This is a genomic window from Pelosinus fermentans JBW45, from assembly GCF_000271665.2.
Classification (GTDB): Bacteria; Bacillota; Negativicutes; order DSM-13327; family DSM-13327; genus Pelosinus; species Pelosinus baikalensis.
The window spans coordinates 5124186-5146643 of sequence record NZ_CP010978.1; the positions used below are offsets into that span (position 1 = coordinate 5124186).

The 22458-nt window shown below is 40.0% G+C and carries 22 protein-coding genes; 8 read left to right on the forward strand and 14 right to left on the reverse strand.

Annotation, left to right across the window (positions count from 1 at the left end; genetic code table 11):
• Window positions 1-165 precede the first annotated feature (165 nt).
• From addA to JBW_RS22670, 5 genes are all read right to left on the reverse strand, one after another.
• Complete coding sequence (addA, locus tag JBW_RS22650) at window positions 166-3894, reverse strand: helicase-exonuclease AddAB subunit AddA (protein ID WP_007955039.1); 3729 nt, start codon at window positions 3892-3894, stop codon at window positions 166-168.
• Window positions 3881-7333 carry a helicase-exonuclease AddAB subunit AddB gene (addB, locus tag JBW_RS22655; protein ID WP_007955038.1) on the reverse strand — a complete coding sequence of 1151 codons (3453 nt, stop codon included), beginning with the start codon at window positions 7331-7333 and terminating at the stop codon, window positions 3881-3883. Before addB ends, addA begins: the two co-directional genes overlap by 14 nt.
• 444 nt (window positions 7334-7777) lie before the next feature.
• Window positions 7778-8080, reverse strand: coding sequence for a type II toxin-antitoxin system RelE/ParE family toxin (locus JBW_RS22660; protein WP_007955037.1), 303 nt, complete (start codon window positions 8078-8080; stop codon window positions 7778-7780).
• A complete protein-coding gene (locus tag JBW_RS22665) occupies window positions 8073-8339 on the reverse strand; it encodes a type II toxin-antitoxin system prevent-host-death family antitoxin (RefSeq protein ID WP_007955036.1) in 267 nt (88 codons plus the stop codon). Before JBW_RS22665 ends, JBW_RS22660 begins: the two co-directional genes overlap by 8 nt.
• Window positions 8340-8507: 168 nt before the next feature.
• Complete coding sequence (locus JBW_RS22670; protein ID WP_007955035.1) at window positions 8508-8861, reverse strand: hypothetical protein; 354 nt, start codon at window positions 8859-8861, stop codon at window positions 8508-8510.
• A 149-nt stretch (window positions 8862-9010) separates the two neighbouring features.
• Between JBW_RS22670 and JBW_RS22675 the strand changes: the two genes are divergently transcribed.
• A complete protein-coding gene (locus tag JBW_RS22675) occupies window positions 9011-9379 on the forward strand; it encodes a helix-turn-helix domain-containing protein (RefSeq protein ID WP_144408501.1) in 369 nt (122 codons plus the stop codon).
• Between the two features lie 197 nt (window positions 9380-9576).
• Here the strand turns inward: JBW_RS22675 and JBW_RS22680 are convergent, their stop codons facing one another.
• From JBW_RS22680 to JBW_RS22695, 4 genes are all read right to left on the reverse strand, one after another.
• On the reverse strand, window positions 9577-9921 hold the full coding sequence (locus JBW_RS22680; RefSeq protein ID WP_007955032.1) for a carboxypeptidase-like regulatory domain-containing protein: 345 nt from the start codon (window positions 9919-9921) through the stop codon (window positions 9577-9579).
• A gap of 327 nt (window positions 9922-10248) precedes the next feature.
• Window positions 10249-10500, reverse strand: a complete 252-nt coding sequence (locus tag JBW_RS22685) for a hypothetical protein (RefSeq protein WP_007955031.1) — start codon at window positions 10498-10500, stop codon at window positions 10249-10251.
• Between the two features lie 72 nt (window positions 10501-10572).
• Window positions 10573-11955: an MFS transporter gene (locus JBW_RS22690; RefSeq protein ID WP_007955030.1), complete on the reverse strand. Its 1383-nt coding sequence runs from the start codon at window positions 11953-11955 to the stop codon at window positions 10573-10575.
• A gap of 121 nt (window positions 11956-12076) precedes the next feature.
• The gene (locus tag JBW_RS22695; RefSeq protein WP_007955029.1) at window positions 12077-14029 is read right to left on the reverse strand and encodes a glycoside hydrolase family 127 protein; all 1953 of its coding nucleotides are present in this window, start codon (window positions 14027-14029) and stop codon (window positions 12077-12079) included.
• A 228-nt stretch (window positions 14030-14257) separates the two neighbouring features.
• Here JBW_RS22695 and JBW_RS22700 point away from each other — a divergent pair, with 228 nt between their 5' ends.
• Window positions 14258-15160, forward strand: coding sequence for a helix-turn-helix domain-containing protein (locus JBW_RS22700; RefSeq protein WP_007955028.1), 903 nt, complete (start codon window positions 14258-14260; stop codon window positions 15158-15160).
• 90 nt (window positions 15161-15250) lie between these two features.
• Here the strand turns inward: JBW_RS22700 and JBW_RS22705 are convergent, their stop codons facing one another.
• Window positions 15251-15445 (reverse strand): hypothetical protein, encoded by a 195-nt coding sequence (locus JBW_RS22705; protein WP_007955027.1) that lies wholly within the window; start codon window positions 15443-15445, stop codon window positions 15251-15253.
• A gap of 148 nt (window positions 15446-15593) precedes the next feature.
• Here JBW_RS22705 and JBW_RS22710 point away from each other — a divergent pair, with 148 nt between their 5' ends.
• Window positions 15594-15863, forward strand: coding sequence for a helix-turn-helix domain-containing protein (locus tag JBW_RS22710; protein WP_007955026.1), 270 nt, complete (start codon window positions 15594-15596; stop codon window positions 15861-15863).
• Window positions 15864-15950: 87 nt separating this feature from the next.
• Here the strand turns inward: JBW_RS22710 and JBW_RS22715 are convergent, their stop codons facing one another.
• The 3 genes from JBW_RS22715 to JBW_RS22725 all read right to left on the reverse strand — a co-directional run bounded on the left by JBW_RS22715 (window position 15951) and on the right by JBW_RS22725 (window position 17910).
• Window positions 15951-16130: a hypothetical protein gene (locus JBW_RS22715; protein WP_007955025.1), complete on the reverse strand. Its 180-nt coding sequence runs from the start codon at window positions 16128-16130 to the stop codon at window positions 15951-15953.
• 131 nt (window positions 16131-16261) lie between these two features.
• On the reverse strand, window positions 16262-16888 hold the full coding sequence (locus tag JBW_RS22720; RefSeq protein ID WP_007955024.1) for a CBO0543 family protein: 627 nt from the start codon (window positions 16886-16888) through the stop codon (window positions 16262-16264).
• Between the two features lie 122 nt (window positions 16889-17010).
• Entirely contained in the window at window positions 17011-17910 is a 900-nt protein-coding gene (locus JBW_RS22725) for an EamA family transporter (protein WP_007955023.1), read from the reverse strand.
• Between the two features lie 380 nt (window positions 17911-18290).
• On the opposite strand from JBW_RS22725, the gene JBW_RS22730 reads away from it, so the two are divergent.
• A complete protein-coding gene (locus JBW_RS22730; protein ID WP_007955022.1) occupies window positions 18291-19004 on the forward strand; it encodes a flavodoxin family protein in 714 nt (237 codons plus the stop codon).
• 206 nt (window positions 19005-19210) lie between these two features.
• Complete coding sequence (locus tag JBW_RS22735; RefSeq protein ID WP_007955021.1) at window positions 19211-19849, forward strand: cyclase family protein; 639 nt, start codon at window positions 19211-19213, stop codon at window positions 19847-19849.
• Window positions 19850-20196: 347 nt separating this feature from the next.
• On the opposite strand, the gene JBW_RS25505 is transcribed toward JBW_RS22735, so the two are convergent.
• Window positions 20197-20337, reverse strand: a complete 141-nt coding sequence (locus JBW_RS25505; protein WP_007955020.1) for a hypothetical protein — start codon at window positions 20335-20337, stop codon at window positions 20197-20199.
• 465 nt (window positions 20338-20802) lie between these two features.
• On the opposite strand from JBW_RS25505, the gene JBW_RS22740 reads away from it, so the two are divergent.
• The 3 genes from JBW_RS22740 (at window position 20803) to JBW_RS26275 (ending at window position 22413) form a co-directional block, all read left to right on the forward strand.
• Window positions 20803-21336: a hypothetical protein gene (locus JBW_RS22740; protein ID WP_007955019.1), complete on the forward strand. Its 534-nt coding sequence runs from the start codon at window positions 20803-20805 to the stop codon at window positions 21334-21336.
• Between the two features lie 215 nt (window positions 21337-21551).
• Entirely contained in the window at window positions 21552-22223 is a 672-nt protein-coding gene (locus JBW_RS22745; protein WP_007955015.1) for a hypothetical protein, read from the forward strand.
• Window positions 22213-22413, forward strand: a complete 201-nt coding sequence (locus tag JBW_RS26275; RefSeq protein ID WP_071882508.1) for a 4Fe-4S dicluster domain-containing protein — start codon at window positions 22213-22215, stop codon at window positions 22411-22413. Before JBW_RS22745 ends, JBW_RS26275 begins: the two co-directional genes overlap by 11 nt.
• Window positions 22414-22458 lie beyond the last annotated feature (45 nt).

The following is a 22458-nucleotide window of genomic DNA, read 5'->3' on the forward strand; positions in this document are numbered from 1 at the left end:
AGGACGCTGAGAGGGATTTTTACCCTATCTTTTCTCTGTGTTCTCTGCGTCTCTGCGGTTAAATTATTTTTCCCCCACGCATTTTTTATTTAGGATAGCTTTTCTTGATCATGGCATTAAAAAGTACTTATATTTATAATTTCTGAAACGCCTAAAAAGAAGCTGTCAAATCCTGACAGCTTCTTTTGTGCTAAATACGTATAAATATTTTTCGATTACCGGCTGTTTAAAAATTTTCTCTACAGCTTCTGCATACAGATTGAGCTGCACCGAATAACGGTCAATTAATTCACTGCTATCAGTCACCCAATCCGTCTTATAATCCACTAACACCAACCCATCCGCCTCATCAAACAGTACATCGAGAATCCCTTGAATGAAAATACCTTCTCCCGCCCCTACCATATCATCATAAAATTTCTCAGCAGGAAGAACCAGACTAAAGGGCAATTCTCGCCGTACTTTCGGCGAAGCGCATAAGCGCTGACCAAGACTACTTTGGAAAAAGGCTGCCACGCCTTTAGTATCCACAATTTCAGCATGTTCCGGCAAGATCATTTCCTTCTTCACCATCGCTGTGATTTGCTCTTTGATACCAGACTCAGACAAATTCCCCTGTAAATCCATCTGCTGCATGATGCTATGCATTAATGTGCCTCGTTCTGCACCCGTAAGTCCCACTGACTGCTGAATGAACCTAGGACGCAGAGCAATGGATTTCTTAGCAAAGATTGGCTGGCTGCTGCTTTCTTCCACCTCTGTATCAAAACGCCGTTTGATTTCCGTCACAGACAATTTAGCAGGTTTGCCCACAATATGCTGATAAGCGTACTGCCAACCTAAGGTTTTCTCTACCCAGACAAAATCTTCGCCACCCTCAACAGGCTGCAGAGTACGGATATTTTCTAACAACGTAGTCGTTTCAGACTGCTCTTCACCAGCCTCCAGCAATTGGCTGCGGGAATAAATATCCACCTTCCACGCTGACAGATCGTCAGCGAAAATGCGGCTGGGCTCTTGTTCACACTCCCCATATTCTCGAAGAGGTGCTCCCCCCACATGCCGTGCCACAGCGGGACATAGCCAATCCAAATAATTACCAGCTCCTGCAATCATTGCATCTGGCAGAGTAGGCTGCTGGCGATCGGTATATTGACACCATCCTGCCGTTTTTTTTGCTAGCTTGCTCACAGAACCCACGAGAATCAGTTTTTCTCTCGCCCTTGTTAAGGCTACGTAGAGAATGCGCAGCTCCTCCGCCTTGGTTTCCATGATGAGCTTATGACGAATGCCATGCCTTGCTAAGGTTGGATACCGAAACCGCAGTTCCGGATTGGTCACATAAGGACCCACCCCTAATATTTTGTGACTCAGTACCAGAGCTTTACTATCCTGCAAATTGATATTCTTCCCTAAATCAGCCACAAATACAAGAGGAAATTCCAGCCCTTTACTCTTGTGAATACTCATAATTCGTACCACATCTTCACTTTCTCCCAAAGCTCTGGCAACGGCAAGATCAGAACCTTTGTCCTGCATCCGTTCTACAAAGCGCAAAAAGCGAAATAAACCTCGAAAATTTGTCGATTCATATTGACGAGCCCGATCATATAGCGCCCGCAAATTTGCTTGCCGCAGCATTCCACCCGGCATGCCGCCTACATAATCATAGTACCCAGTATCCCGATAAATTTGCCAGATCAGTTCAGGTACACCCTTGCGCCGAGACAAATTACGCCATTTTTCAAACTGCCTCACAAAGGCTGCCACTTTCTTCTGTGTTTTTTCGTTTATACTCCCCTGCTCTATCTCATAGCTCAAGGCGCTCCACAACTCTTCTCCCGGGCAGCACAAACGAACTTCTGCCAACTCTTCCGTCGTAAAACCTACTAAGGGTGAACGCAGCACCGCCGCCAAGGCAATATCCTGACGTGGATTGTCAATTACACTTAATAACGCTACCATGATTTGTACTTCAATTTCTCTAAAATACCCGGCATCCAGTTCGGCATAAGCTGGTATGCCTGCCTTTCGCAGTACATCCAGCATGACATTCGCCTTGCCCTTTACTGACCGCAGTAAAATAACAATATCTCGCCAAGCGAGATTGCGATATTGTTTTAAACCTTTATCATACACACGATAACTGCCTGTCATATATTCAGCCATCTTCTTCGCAATCAAACGCGCCTCTAGTTCAAAACCACTGAGCTCCGCCTCTTCCATCAGCTCGGCTGCAGGACCATCCGGGGATTCTACGCCCTCACCGTTATCCATTTCCCCTTCAGGAGAAGCCATCGGCTCCTCAGCCTCATCCCGATCTACAATACACAACTCTACAGGTCCTTCTAATAGTTTGCCCTGCTCTTCCAGATAATCAGGACCAGGATTGAGTTTTTCCGCTTCCCCATACTCCAACTCTCCGATACGTGGTGCCATGAGCTGCACAAAGAGGAAATTGACAGCATGCAGCACTCCCGCCCGACTGCGAAAGTTCTGAGACAAATCGATGCGGGCATACTGGCTGCCAGCGGTGGGATAGTGGCGATATTTTTCCATAAACAATTCTGGTTCGGCTAAGCGGAAACGATAAATGCTCTGCTTCACATCACCTACTAAAAATAAATTAGGCTGCTTAGTACTCGCTACCAAACGCAAAATAGTTTCCTGTACCCCGTTGGTATCTTGGTATTCATCAACCATCACTTCTGCAAAACGCTCTTGCAACTCAATTGCGACAGAGGAAGGCTCTATCTCCCCTGGCCGGCTTGTTGGTGCAAGCAATATTTCTAAACAAAAATGCTCCAAATCATTGAAATCCAATACATCTTTGCTGCGCTTCATCTTGGCAAATTCCCGGCCAAACTCAATGACTAACTTGCCTAAGGTCTCTACCACTGGAGCAATGATTCGCATATCTTCCAATAGTTCCTCTGCCGGACGATCAAAAAAGTGCACCTTGCAGTCATTGACTTTATCCTTTACCTTCTGCCTGCCCCGTTGAAAATATTTTTTCAGTGACTCATCCGTTCCCTTGGGCACAGCAGCAATTTTTTCGAACTTACAACCTGCAACCGCATCGGCCAGCCGCTCCCAGGAATGGGCAGCCGCAGACAGTACTTCATCAAGAACGGCCCGATCCGCCATAAAGGTATCTACATAGGCTTCCACGCCACCTGACTTTCCTGCTTCCAGGCAAAGAGCATCCAGCTGCTGCCCCGCCTGTTCCAAATCCAATATGATCTTCTCCCGAATCAACTGAGACCAAGGTGTTTGATCAACCCTTGTCCCTTCAGGCAAAGCAAAACGCGTAGAAAGATCAGCCAGCCAGTCTTCTGGCCACGGATGACTCTGGGAGAAGTTATATAACCCTAACACCAGTTGATACAAAGAATCATCACTCTGCTCATCCCCGTAGTGTTCGACCAGATCCAAAAACGCCTCATCTCCTTGAGCATATTTGCTCTCGAAGAGGGTTTCTAAGACTTCGGTCTTCATGATCGTCACTTCTGCCTGACCCCCAATGCGAAACTGAGGATCTAAATCTAAGAGATGAAAATTCTGCCGTACAATGTTTTGACAAAAAGCATGGATGGTTGAAATCGCGGAGGAATTTAAGAGTGCCAACTGCCGCTGAATATGCTCGGAACGAGGCTGTTTCTTCAGCGCATCATTCAACGCCGAGCCAATCCTTCCCCGCATTTCAGCGGCTGCCGCATTGGTAAAAGTAACGACTAGTACCTTATCCACATCAATTGGCTGATCTTTATCCAAGATGCGGGAGATAATCCGCTCAACCAATACAGAAGTTTTACCCGATCCAGCGGCTGCCGCTACTAATACGTTTTTATTGCGAGTTTCGATTGCCAATAATTGCTGCTCAGACCAACTCATCGGGTTTCACCTCCTGTCCCTGGATAATTTTCCCCATAATACTACTCTCATCCGGCTTTGCCAGTCTGCGGTACTGATTTTCCGGTAATAAACTGTCAAACTGGCACACTGAACTATACTGACAAAATCCGCATGGCGTTCGTTTGTCTAAGGCATAAGGACTAATTGCAATGTTCCCCTCCATAATTTCCCGTGCCGTATCCACTAATTTCTTCTCTACATGACGGAGTAGCAATTGAAATTCTTCTGGCTCTTTGACATAAGATAAGCAATTGCTATAAAAGGTATCATCCTTTTTCAAGGCGACCTTCAAAAATTCTGAATAGCCGTCAATGCTTTGATCCAATAGCCGTATGACCTGAGAATCTGCTAAGACCCAGCCCGGCATCTTCAACAGGCCATTGATTTTTTTGCATATTTCATCTGCATCCAGTTTTATCTTATCGGATAAGTTCGGATTCTTTAAGAAATAATACAGCACTCCTGCGGGCAGACAATCTTCGTACGCCTTACTCGCTACCAATAGGTAGGTTAATAACTGCAGCCGCAGTCCATAATACACATCCACCAATTTCAGCCAAGCGCCCCCTGACTTATAATCAATGATGAGCATATATTTCTTGCCTTCTAAATCGGCAACATCCAAACGATCAATCTGCCCCACTATTTCCAAGGAAATATCATCTGGCAGCATATAAACGAGAGGCGGCAGCGCATCATCCCCCCGACCAAATGACTTTTCCATTGCCATGGGTTTAAAGGTACTTACTCGGTCAAATTCCACCAGCCGACGCACTGCACGGGTCACCGTCCGTTTCAGTCTGCCCACCAAATGCTTGTGCTGCTCTGAACTTAATAAAATCTCATTTTGCAGCTTTGGGGCCAGTTCTTCTACCACTTGATTAACAATTTCCTTGTATTCTCCTTCGCTCATACTGCCCCAATCCCGCCCGGCCTCTTGCAGGCTGTCGCCAAATCCTTTGAGAGCAGCATGCAAAAACTGTCCCCAGTCAGGAGCCTGCAAGCGAAAAACCGCTCGTTCCTTGAGACTAAGTCCATATTGAGCAAAGTGCTTGAAGGGACAAGCCTGATAGGATTCAAAACGAGTGACGCTGCCCCTAAGCTTATTCTTCTTCGGATATAAACGTCTCGCCAAATTTCCTGGCAGGGATTCTACTTGGTTGTGATGAAACAGTCCTGCTACCGCGCGCTGCACATACCACTCCAGTCCCTGATGCTGTATCGCCCAATTATAAACATCCCACCACACACTAGCAATTGCCTCGCCGCTCTTGTAGCTGCGAAGCACAGCCGCTAAGGAGGAAATACTGCGCTTCCCATGAGCGATATATTGTCGTTCACTTCCCGGTACAGGTTCTACAGGCAAGGAATGAAAGGGTACGGCTGCCAATTCTCGCACCCGTTTGATCAAAAGGGATGGGCTTAGCCCCTTGCCTTCTTCATCTGCCAGAGGATAGCTCAGCCACAAATAGTCTCTCGACCTTGTTAAAGCTGTATAAACCAAAAACCGCTCAGCAAAAGAATCCGATTGAGAACCGGGTGCTAATTCCAGTCCCAGCTGGATCATCTGACCTCGCTCGGCATCCGTTAATAAACCCTCACCGCGACCACGCATGGGCAATACCCCATCGTTTACGCCTGGGATATAAATACTTCGAATGTTTACCAAGCTGGTCTGCTCCATGGGAGAAACAGTAACATAATCAAGTCCAGGAGGTATGAGACTGAGGGTCAATCCTTCCAAGCCTTCACTGAGCATAATTCCATAATCGACTGCCTTCATTTCTTCTGCTCCGCAGATTTCCACCAGTTGTTCCATTAACTGAATGACTTGGTCCCATAACTGACGATGCTCCCGTGCCTGCTCCAGATCCCCGATTTCTTCGGCATGAACCGCCCACACTTCTAGCTTTTCAGGCACCATCAACCCCACTAGAAATTCATATAGGGCCGTCGTCATCGCCAGTACCGTAGTTGCAGCTTTCATCTGCTGCTCAAAGACAATCAAAGGCGCAGAGGCTTTCATCCTAATCTCATTAATGGACTGCAGCTGCTCCTGCTGCACTTCATTCAACTCCTCATCTTCCCCTAATGAAAAACGACGAATAAATGTCCAGGGCTGACCATTGGTCCATTTTGTACCGCGAATCCCAAACTCCAATACGTAGTTTTCCAATTTATCAATATCATCCCGAGACAGATCAAATAAATCCGTCTTAAAACAGCGAAACAGCGGATCATAACTCCACCTTTCCGTGATCACTTCTAAAACAGAACGCAATAATTCTGCTAAGGGATGATGTACCGGCTGACGTTTGCGATCACTGAAAAAAGGTATCTCATAATCAGCCAGCACTGTCTCTACAAGTTCAGCGTAACTATCCCCACTCCGAAGCAAAACTCCAATATCCCGCCAGCGATAGCCTTCCTCTCGGACTAAACGCAGCATATCTCGTGCCATACCCTCGATTTCTACCCGGCGATTGGCAGCCTCTGTTACCACTACGCCTCGCACTTCTCCCGTCCAAACCGTAGAAGGAAAGGTAAATAACTGCTCTTCCATATGCCCAAGAAGTGGAGCACTAAAGCGCTTAGTCTGAACTAATTCCACTTCCTCAACCTCTGCCCCTATTTTCCTTGCCATGTCCAATAGCTTCCGCCGTGTATCCCACTGGCGATGAAACAAGGCCGTCTCACTAGCCTGCTCACCAGACTTGGCATCTGCCAAACACAAGGTAATGGTTACACTGGCAGAATTCTGCAATAGCTGTGCCACCACACCTGCCTCCTGGGGATTAAACCAGGTAAAACCATCAATCCACACCTGGGCCTGATGCAAAATTGCAGACTGAGGAATCTTCTCTGCCAGCAAGGTGAGATAGTCTTCAGGATCCGTATAACGCCCTTGCAAAAATTTCTCAAAACCTTGATATACTAAGGCTAAATCATGAAGTTTATCACCAATCGGCAAATCCGCACACTGTTCTTCCACTTCCGCCAAAGACTCTGGTGATACACCATAAGCTTTAAATTCCTGAATCATACTGACTAAAATATCGGCAAAACTTCGCTGAGCAGCCGCCCGATGAAAGATCTTAAAATCTGCTTGATGATCATGCAGCAATTTATTCAATACGATTCGTTTCCCCAGTTCCGTAATATGAGGACGAACCGCACCACCCGTTTCCATTAAAACCCGATGTGCTAAACGGCGAAAACCAAAGACATAGGCCCTCGTAAAGCCAGCAATGTCAGGATTGGATGCCAGCTCATGCTCCACCTGAAAGGTAGCATGCTCCGGCAAGATCATGATCATAGACCGTCCCTCTGGTGATGCCGCCAGCATCTGACCCATTTCCTCTAAACAATACTGGGTCTTACCAGCCCCAGCCCTTCCTATCATTAAACGAAGCTTCACCTTATGTTTCACCTCTTACCTTGTATCTTGCTATTAGCAGTAACATTCGGTATGAGGGGGGAAAAGTCCTACACGATAGGATTGGATTGCACAGGGAAAGTATTCATGGAAAGAAGAATTTCTTGAATCCCCTTCAAAAAGTTACACCTCTTGCAGTTACTATAAAGAAAATAAGAGAGCTAATGCCCTTTATAAAGCTAACTCTCCTGTTTTTAGGACTTAACTTGGCTGGTTCATTCAAATGCAAACTATAAAATACATTCGCGATGTAAAACTAGAAAAGAAGCGGGAAAAATCGTAAACGATTTTCTCCGCTTCTTTTTCTGTCTATTAAAACCTATAAACCCCAATACTATTTATTAGGTAGTGCAGGAACCTTGTTATTACCATGGATCTAAGTAACACTTAATGACAACAGGCTGATGTTGGTTTAAGATATCCTTTTTAGAATAATTTCGTATAATTTCGTTTACTAGAAACTATACGCCTAATTTCTACGATGCTACCAATCACAACATAAAACACTAGATAATCATTAACAACAAGCATTTTATATCCTTTATTGGCTAGCCGTCGGTTTTTAAGATTGACTCCCATATCCGGGAAGTCCTCTAAATGAAGAACAGCGGTATCAATCTCATTCAATAGATTTGCCGCTGCTCTGGAATCATCTGCAGCAATATAAGTGAAAATCTCATCTAGATCATCATAAGCCAGTGGCAAATATTCTACTCTATATTTACCCATTAAGCCGCGCTCTTAACCTTTCCATAACTTCACGGTGTGGTATTCGCTTGGCTCCCGCTGCGCTTTGGACTTCGGCTTCGTCTAGTTTATCATATAGCTCCATAAGTGCTTGTTGTTCTTCATATAGTCTTTGGCTCATAATTACCAGATGCCCGTTGCCATTCTTGGTAATGAAAACTGGCTTTTGTTCTTTGATACAAATTTCTTCAATCTCAGGAGTCTTATTCCGTAAATCAGAAACCGGACGAATAACAGGCATTATACTCACCTCGTATTTTTATTATGATATTATTATATCATAATTATGATATAATAATATCATTTTCTTGCTAGGTTGTATAGAATGCTGTATACAACTATATTCTTGAGTAACGATTACCTGCATAAAGTTTTGCAGCGTCAACATGACACTACTTGGCTGGTTCATTCAAATGCAAACTATAAAATACATTCCGCAGGGCATACCATCGAGTACCCCTTGCAAATATTCGTGAGTACTAGCATAGTTTTGCTCTTGGAATACTGCCGTTTCATACTGCTCTAACAGTTCTTCATCAAATAAACTAAGCGGTTCACGGAACCTCTTAATCTCTGCTGCCATCTTTTGATATTCCTCTGTTTTATGATACTGACGAAAAGCTCTATTGCGTCGGTCATCAATAAAACCATCTAACTCGTTTACTAGATTGCTCACAAATGGATCTTCAATAGATTTGTGCAAGAATCTCATTACAATCCCCTCCATTATTTGTTGTGTACGATTTACAGGTAAATCATACACAACAAATATCCTCCCGTCAATCATAAACAACACTATTTCATCACTATCTTTATATATTTTGTGTCCTGTATGGTTTACACTTTATACATGAGGTGATTCTAATGAGCTCCAATAAGTTGGGCAATTATATAAAAAATATACGTGGCAATATGTCACTTCGTGATTTTGCTAAATTGTGCGGAATAAGCCACACTCACATAGATAGTATAGAAAAAGGTGTTGACCCTCGAACTAATAAAACAGTGCGTCCTACAGTTGAGACTCTCAATAAAATTTCTCTTGGAGCTGGAATAAGCATAAAAAAACTAGTTGACCTATCTATGGATATTACTAGCGATGAAATTCCCCTAATCCAATCCAAAGAAGCAAAATGCAAAGATTTAATTGAATTCCTCAAACAGCCAGAAGTACTATTGGATGGCAAATTACTTACAGAGGAAGATAAAGCCAAAATCAAAGCGTCACTAAAAATTATATTCCACGATGTAAAACAAGAAAAGAAGCGGGAGAAATCGTAAAATGATTTTCTTCGCTTCTTTTTCCGTCAAGTAGTTTATACATGCGACCTACTCATTCGTAATGAGTAGGTCGCATGTTCGAATCTGATATCCTTACTTATGTAATCAAAGGTTCTGAGAATTACTCAGAAGCAGGAAATTTAAAATTGTAGAAATACAGGACCCAAAAGGGTAGAATGAAGACATATGTTAATATATTATTTATGTAAAATAAAATTAAAGTTATCACTACCATCTTTTAATTGAATTTTTCCGCGGTATGTTTTGTATTTTTCTTTACCTATCGTTACCCAGTATACTTTGTTTGTTACTGGCAAATAAATTGAATAATTACCTCGATTGTTAGTCTTTGCAACTTGTATACTATTTAAGCCTCCTTCCAGTTCGAACACTATTTTTGCTCCATCAATTGGTCTCAAATTTAAATCTGTTATTTTCCCAGAAATAAGGTACTTTGCAGTTGCCGCCGCAGTGTTAAAATGAAACAGGTTTACGAAAAGAAAAGAACCGAGAATTAGTAGGAAAATCCTTCTGTTTTTCAAAACAAGCACTCCTCATCGATAATATTTTTGACACAAGTAAACAATATATTACTATAAACTTGTGACGAGAATATGACAAAAAACTCTCTTCTCCTTGTAAGGTCACGCTGACGATTCAACAGCTTCTTTCCTCTGAGAATTTCAAAGTTCAGAAAAGACATCTGATGCCTATTTTTAAGGGGATTTCTTTATAATGACAGACAGATAAAAGGACATATTTGAAAAAGAAGCGGAAAAAATCCTAAACGATTTTCTCCGCTTCTTTTTCCATTAAATCATTCATCCCCATAATCTTTCTTACTCAAGAATCAAAATATCATAGACACTTCACCTTAGATTTTCTTTGTGTCGTTGATTTTCAAGTTTCTGACGTTCATGCCACTCCCGTTCACTCTCATTTGGACGTCGCTTCATTTCACGCTCATGTCTTTCATTTTCAATCTGTTTTCGATCATCTTGCTGCTGCACAGAGGATCGTTCAGTATGTAGCGGTGAAGCTTCTATTAACGATGCGCCAAATCCGACTTGCATCATACCTGCCATTGACAATATAGCTATTTTTTTAACCATGCTTTTCATGAGAAATCACTCCTATCTGGTATTTATTGCTTTATTGTAATCCATTGATGTAACAACAATGTTACAGATTAGTCACTTTTTACCTAACTCTATAAGAACCTGGCCTTCCATTTGTTCAAATTTAGTATAAAACAGAAGTGGAATAATGGCCAACAGAAATACACTTGCTGGAAACCAGATAAATGCAAATTTAATGCCTGTCAAACTAGAAATCGTCTGAACCTGATTTGGAATATAGCCATATAAATCCATAATCCACGCAGGGATAGCAGCACCGATGCCACTGCCTGCTTTAATACAGAATGTACTGCCGATTGCTGTAAGAAATCCGGCAGAACGAATTCCCGTTTTCCATTCGCCAAAGTCAACTGCCGATCCTAGCATTGCAAAAGGCATTGCACAAGCAATTCCACCGCCCATATTAGATAAAATCCAGCCAATAATTACGCCCGTAAGATTACTGCCAGAAAGGAACATAATCATCTGACCGATAATAGCTGCTGCCAATCCCATAATCCACGTATTCCGCTTACTTACCACTTTGCAGATAAAGGGAATTGCAACCATTGCAATAATTTGCAAAGAGGCAATACTGTTTACAAAAGCAACCATGTCTTTTTGTCCCATATTATAGGTAAAATAATAAATTACCGATGAAGTTCTTCCCATCATTGCAATCCAAAAAAGCAAATTACTGGCTGTCATAATCACCCATGGCCAATTGCCTTTGATCGCAAGAAAACTGTTTTTCAAGGGAATTTTTTCTTCCTGTTTTACTGTATATTTTTCTCTTACATTCTGAAATGCATAGAATGCCATCAATACAAAAACAACACCAAAGATGATTGAAGTAAAGAAAAATCCCTGTTTATCGTCGCCCTTACCTAAAAAAGCAACCAGAGGAAGTGCGGCTACATTCATCAGAAAAAATCCCACCTGCCCGCCAACCATACGAAACGAATTCAACACAAGACGTTCTTTTGGCTGAGGCGTAAGCGATGGCAAAATTGCTGTGATTGGCGTATTGAATCCAGTAAATATAATATTAGCAACGAAATAAGTAACTCCCACATAGACAATTTTCATTGTCGGACTTACATCTGGTACATAAAACATCAAAACACTGAAAACAGCAAACGGCATTGCCAACCAAAGAAACCAGGGTCGGCATTTCCCGTATTTTGAATGCGTCTTATCAATGATAATTCCCCAAACTGGAGCATCTATGCCATCAATAATCCTTGCAAGAAGCAGAATCATTCCGGCGGTTACGATTGAAATGCCTGCTACATCAGTATAAAAGTAGAGAATATAGGATGTTGCAAAACAATACAGCAGATTTCCTGCAGCATCCAGCATTCCATAACTGACGCGCTGTTTTAGCGGTAATGTATCAGGTTCCACTCTTTTCGTATTCAGCAAATTTGGTTGTATATCATTAAGCTTAGAATCCATAATTCATTTCTCCCATCCATTCAATTTTTCAGAAAGAATTTTTGTTTATTATAGAATGCCAATAAAAATGCTTCATATAAAAACAGATGAATTTATGCAGTCTCTAAGATAAAGTTGATCGTCAGTATTTAACCCACACGGTCATTTCTCCAGGTGTACGATTGCTCCATGCATAATAGGGAATCCATTTTAACTTTTTTATTTGCCATACAGGCTCGCGATACGATTGATATATTGTATTTTCTTTCCATGATTTTTCGTCTAACATTTTCCCACTAGAGATAATGCTAACAACACCACCCAATAAATCCGGTTCAAATTGAACGTGAAAATTTTGCGTATCGCAAAGGTATATTCGATGCAAATTCGGACCATTATCCGCTTCTTCAAGACAATATACAATAGGTCCTCTCATCATTGCTACCTTGCCAAGGTCTTCTCTTACCCTCGGATTCGCCTGCATAACTTCTATCGGCATAGCAAAATGCAGATGAATGACATCTCCATTTTTCCATTCTCGCTGCAAATATGCATAGCCATTGACAATTGGCGCATTCGTTTTTTCTCCGTTAACGTTAACTTCATACGCTTTACACCAACCTGGAATCCTCAACGCATACGTAAACTCTTTGCTTTCTGCTAACGAAACTGTAATCTCTACATCTTCATCCCATGGGTAATTGGTCGCTACTGTAAAATTAACTTCTTGGCTATCAAATGTATGGGTCAATTCACCACCGATATAGAGGTGCAGCCATAACGTATTGCTTTTCGCCGAATACGAATAAATGTAACTTCCAAGAGATGCAAACAATCGTGCGATATTCGGTGGACAACATGCACAACCAAACCATTTTTGCCGCTCAACTTCTACATGATGGTGCAATTGATCTTTCTTAGATGCTTCTGGTACAACCTCAAGGGGATTTACATAAAAAAAGCTCTTACCATCCATGGACATACCGCTCAGAATTCCATTAAATAACTCTTTTTCAATGACATCCGCATACTCCCCTTCAGGAGAAATTTCGAGCATCCTGCGGGCAAAGAAAACAGCACCAATCGAAGCGCAGGTTTCACCGTAAACGGTATCGTTTGGTAAATCATAATCATAGGTAAACGATTCACCATAAGCTGAAGCACCAATACTTCCAGTAATATACATCTGACGCTGAGTCATATTGTTCCAGATACGTTTGCAGGCTGCATACAATTCTTCGTCTTTGGTTAATCGTGCTACGTCCGCCATGCCGGAATACAAATACGTCGCTCTCACTGCGTGACCTTCTGCCACCTGTTGACTGCGTACTGGCTGATCTGCCTGGTAATACTTATACTGAAAGTAGCTGTCTTTCCACGGAAAGTCATTGCCATAACGTTTTGTTTCTTCTTGAAAATATAAAGGCTGCTGACCTCTTTCATCGATAAAATATTTTGCTAATTTCAAATGCTTTTCATCCTTTGTGATCTGATAGAGTTTCACCAGCGCCAATTCAATCACTTCATGTCCAGGGTAACCATGCTTTTTCCCTTGTTCAGGACCTAAAATCGTATCTACATAATCGACATATCGGATTGCAGCCTTTAATAATTTATCCTTACCGGTTGCCTGATAGTAAGAAATTGCACCTTCAATCATATGACCCAGGCAATACAATTCGTGATTATCCTGTAAATTGGTCCATCGCTTATCGAGACCATTTAAAATGTAATATGTATTCAGATAACCATCTGCTTGCTGTGCAGCACAAACGATATCAATTGCTGCATCCGCCACCTTTTCTAAGGCCGAATCCTTATGCCACACCAAACAATACCCTACAGCTTCTATCCATTTGGCAAAATCACTATCCTGAAAAACACGCCCTGCAAACTTTCCTTCTTCCAAACCTGCAGCAATTTTAAAATTCTTCATACAATGACTTGGTTCGGCACCTTCTATTTGATCATTCAATGCATCCCACTGATAGGGAATCACTTGCGTTCGAATTAGTTCCATTAACGTTTGCCAAAATTGATCCTTAATTTTCACTTCGGTAATTGAGACAGGTTTTGAAAATTGCTTATCATCCATAGAAATTCTCCTCTTTACTATATTTGCATTTTGCGCGCAATTTATTAAGGTGTCTAAAACAATATAAACACCTTCGAAATTACAAATTTATTCATAATTTTCAGCTTTCTATTAATAAAAGGAATCCTTATAGAAAAACAATATATTGTGTTTGCTATACCCATAGTATAATATGGGTATAACTGTCATACAACCAGCATTATATTAGAATAGGTGGTGAAATCCTATATGATGTATTGTATTGCAAAAAACAAATATCCCTTGAAATATTTTTCTTGCGGAAAGCTGATCAGCGATGAGCCTTTTTTGCATTTACGAAGAAACCTTGACACCTTTGTTCTTCTGGTCGGCTCTAAAGGTACCTTATATATCGCCCAAGATGATCAGCCTTATGAATTAAAACCAAACCAGTTTATGCTGCTATTTCCTGGGCACGAGCACTATGGCTACCGTGAATCAGAGCCCGGACTTCACTATTACTGGTGCCATTTTCAAACATGTCATAACCAGTACAAATTTCTGACAGAACAGCAAATGAACCAATATCTGCATATTGAAAAAAACACTGTCGCCGATAGCATTCTTAAAACGTATTACATCCTGCCTCAATTCGGAGAAATTCTGATTAAAAATCGCATTGACCTGATTTTTAATCAACTATTGGATTTATCCAACCGCAATTACTATTCTAAAACCATCGTCACCAACTATACACTGAGTTTGCTGCTTATGGAGCTTTCACAAAACTTCATCGATACTTCTACCCCCAAAATACAGGACATTTCAAACAGCAATTACAAAATCGCAGAAATAGCTGAATGGATTAGAGTCAATTACAATACGGACCTTTCCGTAAAAAAAATTGCTGATAAATTTGGTTATAATCCCGATTATCTTTCCTTAGTTTTCAAAAAGTTCACTGGTTATCCACTGCTTAAATATTTGAATCGATTAAAAATCTCTGAGGCAAAACAACTACTGCTTAATTCTTCGGCAAACATTAAAGAAATTGCAAATGCCACTGGGTTTATTGATGAGAAAAACTTCATGAAGCTCTTTAAAAAAATGGAATCTTTAACACCAACCCAATATCGAAACACCTTCTTTTGTAAGCACTTCAATAAAAACTAATTTTAAAGATATAACATCAGAGGATCTTGCTTGTAGATATAAATTTGTACAAAAAGAAAAAGCCGAACGCAGCGTTCAACTTAAGTTATCTTAGATATTTCTGTTATAAAATTCTTTCCGAATAAATTCAGCACATTTATTCAGTATAGTTTCAAGTTGTTTATCAATCTCAGAGGTATCTTTATTTTCTTTTTTTAAGCTATCAATCTCCTGACTTAACTCTGAGATGGTATTACATATTTTATCATATTCTATTTTCTTTTGAACTGATAGTTTATAACTCACATAACCATTCCTTTTTAAAAATTACTCAGTATTCCACATTATACCATATCTTTCTTTGTGTTAGAAATATTTATTCCATTTTAAAGAAGTGCAAAAATTTGCATTGCTCTCTATAATTAATAGTACTAATTATTGGGAGTGTAACCTTGTGCGAAAAAAAGATACCGATAAATTTTTTTCAGTATATAGAGAAATTGGTAGAAAGATTGCATTTTATCGTAATCTTCGTGGTTTGAGTCAGGAGGAACTTGCAGCAAAAATTGAAGTTAGCACAAGTCATCTTTCTAAAATAGAGGCTCTAAATACAAATATAAGCTTTTCACTTGATATGCTTTTGTTGATCGCCGAAGGTTTAGACGTGGATATCGCAGCATTCTTTAATACAACAGAAGTACAAAATCCTTATATGAGAAAATAACAAGTAGCACCGGATTATCGGTGCTACTTGTTTATGATTATATGATAAATATGCAAAATATTTTTATTCAAGTGCGAGGACTAAAAGTTAAGTTAGAGTTGCAGGATCTATATAAACTCCTATAGAAACTCCATACAATACAATCGCTGTTAAAGCAAGCAAGAATAAGATATATCCACCAATTATGACTTTCTTATCAAAGCTCTCGTTGGGATCTTCTTTCCTTGTTGTTTCACAATATCCGTCGTGACAACAGGTATTAGCCATTATAATCACTCCTTTCGAACTGAATTAGTAGCTTTAATGTAAATATATAACAATCAATAATCATTGTCAATTAGAAAGTTTATTCCGTTAAAAGGCACAATTTTGATAATTGTAAAAATTTATACCCTACTTTAATCCTTCCGATTCTTATTCTCTTCGTCCAGTGGTTTCATTGCGGGTTGCATCGTTGGCATTAAGGAGTTGCTAGAATATCCGAACTCATGTTTTTGTTCTATTTTCAAAACAGTAAGAAGGATCGCCCGCATAACGATTGCGACGATTGTCATAATAAAAAAAGTGTAGTAATACTGCCAATTGTACAGCCGAAGAATATCAAATTTTACTAGCACTGGAAGAAGGAGAAAAGAGTAACCCGCTTCAACGATAACGGTCCAGAGGAAGAATTTTTTCCATGACCGACAATATTGGTATACTAACATAAATCCTAATGGCACAATCGTTAAATCGTTCAAAAATAATGCTTGACCAAAAGGTAATGGTTTTACACTGTAGCTCCAAAGAGCAGCAGAGGATCCAGCATCATCCATAATTAACCTGAAAACCGCTATAAACGAGCCGAACAAGAGTATTTGCGTTAAATAACGTTTATTCACATACTTCCACCAAATTGCATATGCGATTGCGATACTGCCAATGATAAACCACCACCGAACCGTAAAGAGATTTATATACCAATCTGTGAGTTGGTATCCCCACAATTCAAATGTAGAGTTATGAATCATGTCAATAATATCCATGGAAGTCTCCTCCCTTTTTTCGCATCAGCCTTAGATTACCCTGCGGTTGAATAATCTATGCGTGGACTAGATCGTTACGTGGATATTATGAATTTTACTAATGAACTATTCGACTTATTCCTTTACGATTTTTCTTGTACCAAATAGGTAGATGAAAGTCGTTTTTTTTCTAAATTGGGATATACAATTCCCAGGAGAATAAATAGAATGCCGATCCATTGTGAAGAGTGCACAGTTTCACGGAGAACCAGCGTAGACATGAGTACAGCCATTGGCAGTTCCGAAGCACTCAAGATATTACCTAAACTGCGCACTTTGGGCATACCAATATTGAACAATATTGGTGGAATCACTGACCCAAAGAGTCCTGTAAAAATTCCATAGCTAATAAGCCCCTTTGCCAGTACTCCATTAAAGAGAAATGCCGGGGGCATCAGTACAAAAACAACTATGGTCGCTCCACTCGTCATAATTGCACTTTTATAGATCGGGTGGACAGGAATGCTGCTAAGTCCACTCACATAAATAAAAGTAGCAAAGGATAGTGCAGCAGATAGTCCCCATAGTATTCCAATCCAGGAAAAAGAAATGCCGCTTTTAAGAACGCCAGAAGCAAGGACCGAACCAAAAAGTATAATCCCAATCGCAATAATATTTTTTCGGCTCGGAATATTATTATCAAGTACATACCGTAAACCAAGGCTTATCCAGATAAATTGCAAAAGTAGAATGATTGCCAATGAAGCATTAATATATCCAAGGGATTGATTATAAAAAATACCCGTTAACCCCATTGGCATCCCACTGATAAGAAGAAGCATCCATTGTTTCGCTGATAGTTTTATCTTAGGAACAAAGGCGGCCACCATCCATAACATAACTGCTCCACAAAAATATTGACTGCCAGTTACCTCACTGACTATGAAACTCTCTCTGTATGCAAGCTTCACAAAGGTTGAAACAACGCCATATGAACATCCACCAAGAAAAACTAGAATCGAATATTTCCAAAGTCCCATCATCCAAAATCCTCCTGTTGCATAAAATAAAAACGCCACCCATCCCTTAATAAAGAGATGAGTGGCGAAATGAAAATTTAGATTTTCAGAAAGTCCACCTACCGCATGGTTGTTTATGCAGTTTTGCGACTATGTTATTTTTAATAATTATAGTCCCACATATAGGAACTGTCAAGAACTAGACGTTTTCAGGGTCTACCCTAGTATTTGTGATTAGGTCTGTAGCTAATAATAGCATGTGTTATATCATTGAACATAAAGTGATTTTAAACGCACTATTTTCTATGAATATTATACTATAGATCTGCTGAAAATTTAAAACTGTAAAATTTTGGAATTGTTTGATATAATTGTTTATAGATTACGTGAGAGAAGGTGGATTAATGAAAATTGTAGTTATTAATGGAAGTCATAGAGGAAAAGATGGCAATACCAATATAATAGTTACCGCCCTTTTAAAAGGAGCGCAAGAAGCAGGGGCGGAAACAGCAAATATTTTTTTGGCGGAAAAGGAAATTAAATTTTGCAAGGCTTGTAAGGCCTGTTGGTTCAATAGTCCAGGAAAGTGCGTGATTAAAGATGATATGGCTGAGATAATAGCTCTTATGGAAGGCGCAGATATTCGTGTATTAGCTACACCGCTCTATTTTGACAATATCTCAAGTATGTTAAAAGTCTTTATGGACCGAATGATAGTGACAGCCAGTCCTTATTGGGGAACGGATAAAGATGGGGAATGCCGACATTTAACAACCAGTTTACCTCCGAAACTTATAATGATAGCCAACTGCGGCTATCCCGAAAGATCCCACTTTCAAGTGATCTCTCACTGGATTAGAAGACATGCGCGCAATATAAATACTGAGATAATCGGTGAAATATATGCTTCACAGGGTGCTCTTCTGAGTACCAGCGAAGCTGCGGTGAGGCCTATTATTTCTAGCTATCTGAAAGTACTAGAAACTGCAGGTAAAGAAATTGCTACCGACATGAAGTTGACAGAGGAAACTGCGAAATTGTTGGAAAAAAACTTTATTCCCAATGAAATTTACATCCAAGAAGTTAAGCGATATGTTGATGCTATATTGAAAAAATAGTTTTATTAATTTATACATCATCCTCCCGCTTTCAGGTCGACAAGAGTCATACTCTTCTTTGTTATTCCCCGGATCTGCTTCGCACTTATTTGATTCAACGCCTTTTTTCCCTTGTCTTTTAAGGATTTCTTAGCCCGCATTGCAACGATAGAATTCTTATTGAAATATTCATGAACCTAATAACAATCAAGTCGAGGAGGTTACACATGGAAATCATTGATCTTTCACAACTGATCCATGCTGAAATGCCAGTATTTCCAGGTGCCCCGCAGCCACAATTTCAACAAGTAGCCCGAGTGGAAACTAACGGATTTCGAGTGGCCAATGCAACAATGAATTATCACGTAGGGACTCATATTGATGCTCCTGCTCATATGATAGCAAGTGGAAAAACACTAGATGCATTTTCCGTTCACCACTTTACCGGCCAAGCGGCAATTGCTGAATTTGCCGAGTTGTCATCTGAAACGATTACTTTGGAAGCTATCCAAAAGTATGAGCCGATCCTTCACCAGATCGAATATTTACTTCTCAAAACTGGGTGGAGTAAATACTGGGGGAGTGAGCAGTACTTCAAAAACTATCCTACTCTTACCCCTGAAGCCGCCAAATGGCTGACTAGTTTCCCACTGAAAGGAATTGGATTGGATGCGATTTCGATTGATCCAATCACCAGTACCGATTTTGAGATTCACCGAATTCTACTGGATAAAGAGATATTGATCGTGGAAAATTTAAGCAATTTAAATGCAATTGATGCAGATTTCTTTGAGTTCTTTAGCATGCCGCTTTGGATCAAACATGCCGATGGTTCACCAGTCAGAGCAATAGCTATGATTCGGTAATTCATATATATATATTCATCTCTCTATTTCGTTAGCCCGCTGCCTGCCTTTGTGCCTGTCACATGGTATAATAGGAAAATACCGAAGCGTGACCGCCAGAGATATGACGATGCTTCTAGGTATATGGAGCTTGTGCATAGCAGGCCCAATAACAAAATCAGTGCATCCATAAGAATTTCTTTAAAATATACAAAAAAGCGTGACAGCTTCGATACATGCCACGCTTTTCTTAATTTAAACAAAAGATATCGCTAGTCTATACATTCCTAGTAGGAGTATAAACTAGCGATAGTAGTGTGTAGTGTTAAGGTCTCTGGAGAAAGTGAACCATATTTCTTTACTAAAAGCTACGCTTTTACATCAACGATATTGTTTGCTTTTGCAGTTTCTGGCTTATTAGCTTCAATCTTTTTAGATACTAGATTCTTTTTTTGCAGATTCGTGTAGTATAGGCTATTAATGTTTGTATTGATTGCTGGTATTGCCATTATATTCTCCTCCTTTCCTTTTTATTAATTTTATTGGGGGAACAATTACTGTATCGTCTCCTCAAATTTGAAATACATTTAAATTTCTCTTTGATATTCCTTTATTCCAAAAAATTAAACTTTTATCAGTTTTATCCCAGTTAGTTTATTTATTTTTAAACGGTATTAAAATTCTTCCCCTTAAGGCATATCATTTGATCAAAGCAGGTGGTTTTGCGTTTGGGACAAAGTTCCTGTCCTCTTGTCCCCCTTCCAAAAGAAGATCGCACCAAACAATTTTTATCCCGTTATATTTCATTAATTGAATATAATATCTAATGGATTCGCTGGCGTAAATACCAATCACCCAGGTTTTTCATAAAGCCTGGGTGATTCTTGTTGCCCATATATCTTACTGTAGCTGAGGAATCGGATATTGCCTAATTGTTTCCATCATGATATTCTGGTTAAAAAGGATGTGTAGAAATGATTAAGAAATCATGGACGACCCTTATCGTCGTCAGTTTATGTATGCTTATTTTTAATGCCTCTCCCGTCAATGCGGCTCCTGCTGACGTCATCCAAGAAGAATCAGCTCCTCCTCAAAGCCAAGAGCAGCTTGCAGAGATTTTTACAACTTTTTCAGAAATCAACACCGCCCTTGAAAAGGATATAAAAGAGTACCAAGGGTTCATTGACGATTATAGCAATGATCGCGTAACTCCAAGTGAGATGAATACGAATTTGTCGAAGTTGAATGAATCAATAAAGAACACCCGCAGTAAAACATATTCCTTGAACGTTACTGGCAAATATGAAGATGATAAAATACAGCTGCTTCGAACTTGTGATATGCTCCATCAATCCCTGAAAGATATGAAAATAGCAGTAAGTCTTCGAAATACAGGCTACTTCTCAAAATCAAAGCAAGAGTTGCAGGATGCTGTACAATTCAAAGCTTTAACCTGGAAGCACATACATGAAGATCTCCATAGTGATGGCTACATTCCTGCCAATTAGCAAAAGAGAAGCTGTCTGCCTAATATAAAGGCCGATGACTTCTCTTTTTACTAAGAAAAATAAAAATATGTACTATTTCTTCGTGACCTTCGCGGTTCATTATTATTTTTATATAACTTTTTAACCTTTTTTATAAAAATTTTAAGAATCCTTTAAAGCAGGTTTATACTCTTTTCTTATAATAACCTCATAACAAATTCAAGGAGGTTATTATCATGAACAAGATTCGCGTTTTATACGATGTTATGAACACAATGAAAGCCAAAGAGGAGGTAAAGGGTGTATTGCAAGTACAAGTAGAAAAAGACCAAGCAACGATCCTTTCTCTCCAAAATGAATTCGAAAAAAATTTATTAACAGGGAAAATGAAAACAAAAGTGACTGCGTCGCTGGATTATGAGGGAAGGATTCAAGGGCATCACACAGAAGATGCAGCTCCTTGCCCGCCGGAAAGAACGCACCATGATTGTTTGCATCACATGCATCACTTCTCTTCACACCGTCGCAGAGGGTTGAATGAGATATTCTCTAAATGGACTTTCGCTTTGAGTCTTTTAAACGCTTTACAATTTGAGGAACGAGCAGGGAAAATCACAATGATATCACTAAGTGCCAATGATCTTCCGGAAGATATAAAAAAACTGTTTTCCGAAAGAATCAATCATGCAGGCAGACGCCATGATCGAGGGCACGAACTCATAAAGGTGATTTCCTCCATAGATCATCTTGACATAAAGCTTAGCATATTCATCAATCCGAATTATGAAGTCGAAAAAGTCGTAGTTACAGCTGGCGGCAGTCAACTGGATGCACAAGATCATCAACATGATTTGAAGGCAAATGCCCAATTAATCCTTATACGGGAAGATGAAAACGATGCATCTTAAGCAATATTATATCCATCCCGATCGTTGTACGCGTTGCCATCGTTGTCTTGCGGTTTGTCCGGCAGACGCTATTGAGCTGACGGAAACAGGCAAAGCGCAAATCCGAAATTTAAAGTGTATACGTTGCAAAGCCTGTAAAAAAGTATGCCACCAAGGTGCCATATCATATCGTGTTCGATTGCAGTTTTAAGTCGAGGGATTTATTCTAAGAAAGAGAAGGTGTGGGATCATTTTG

What these genes read in the sequence shown, in the direction of transcription:
- addA (WP_007955039.1), bottom strand. Translation starts at nt 3,894, where the DNA reads ATGAGTTGGTCTGAGCAGCAATTATTGGCAATCGAAACTCGCAATAAA.
- JBW_RS22660 (WP_007955037.1), bottom strand. Translation starts at nt 8,080, where the DNA reads ATGGGTAAATATAGAGTAGAATATTTGCCACTGGCTTATGATGATCTA.
- JBW_RS22665 (WP_007955036.1), bottom strand. Translation starts at nt 8,339, where the DNA reads ATGCCTGTTATTCGTCCGGTTTCTGATTTACGGAATAAGACTCCTGAG.
- JBW_RS22675 (WP_144408501.1), top strand. Translation starts at nt 9,011, where the DNA reads ATGTCACTTCGTGATTTTGCTAAATTGTGCGGAATAAGCCACACTCAC.
- JBW_RS22685 (WP_007955031.1), bottom strand. Translation starts at nt 10,500, where the DNA reads ATGAAAAGCATGGTTAAAAAAATAGCTATATTGTCAATGGCAGGTATG.
- JBW_RS22690 (WP_007955030.1), bottom strand. Translation starts at nt 11,955, where the DNA reads ATGGATTCTAAGCTTAATGATATACAACCAAATTTGCTGAATACGAAA.
- JBW_RS22695 (WP_007955029.1), bottom strand. Translation starts at nt 14,029, where the DNA reads ATGGATGATAAGCAATTTTCAAAACCTGTCTCAATTACCGAAGTGAAA.
- JBW_RS22700 (WP_007955028.1), top strand. Translation starts at nt 14,258, where the DNA reads ATGATGTATTGTATTGCAAAAAACAAATATCCCTTGAAATATTTTTCT.
- JBW_RS22715 (WP_007955025.1), bottom strand. Translation starts at nt 16,130, where the DNA reads ATGGCTAATACCTGTTGTCACGACGGATATTGTGAAACAACAAGGAAA.
- JBW_RS22720 (WP_007955024.1), bottom strand. Translation starts at nt 16,888, where the DNA reads ATGGATATTATTGACATGATTCATAACTCTACATTTGAATTGTGGGGA.
- JBW_RS22725 (WP_007955023.1), bottom strand. Translation starts at nt 17,910, where the DNA reads ATGATGGGACTTTGGAAATATTCGATTCTAGTTTTTCTTGGTGGATGT.
- JBW_RS22730 (WP_007955022.1), top strand. Translation starts at nt 18,291, where the DNA reads ATGAAAATTGTAGTTATTAATGGAAGTCATAGAGGAAAAGATGGCAAT.
- JBW_RS22735 (WP_007955021.1), top strand. Translation starts at nt 19,211, where the DNA reads ATGGAAATCATTGATCTTTCACAACTGATCCATGCTGAAATGCCAGTA.
- JBW_RS25505 (WP_007955020.1), bottom strand. Translation starts at nt 20,337, where the DNA reads ATGGCAATACCAGCAATCAATACAAACATTAATAGCCTATACTACACG.
- JBW_RS22740 (WP_007955019.1), top strand. Translation starts at nt 20,803, where the DNA reads ATGATTAAGAAATCATGGACGACCCTTATCGTCGTCAGTTTATGTATG.
- JBW_RS22745 (WP_007955015.1), top strand. Translation starts at nt 21,552, where the DNA reads ATGAACAAGATTCGCGTTTTATACGATGTTATGAACACAATGAAAGCC.
- JBW_RS26275 (WP_071882508.1), top strand. Translation starts at nt 22,213, where the DNA reads ATGCATCTTAAGCAATATTATATCCATCCCGATCGTTGTACGCGTTGC.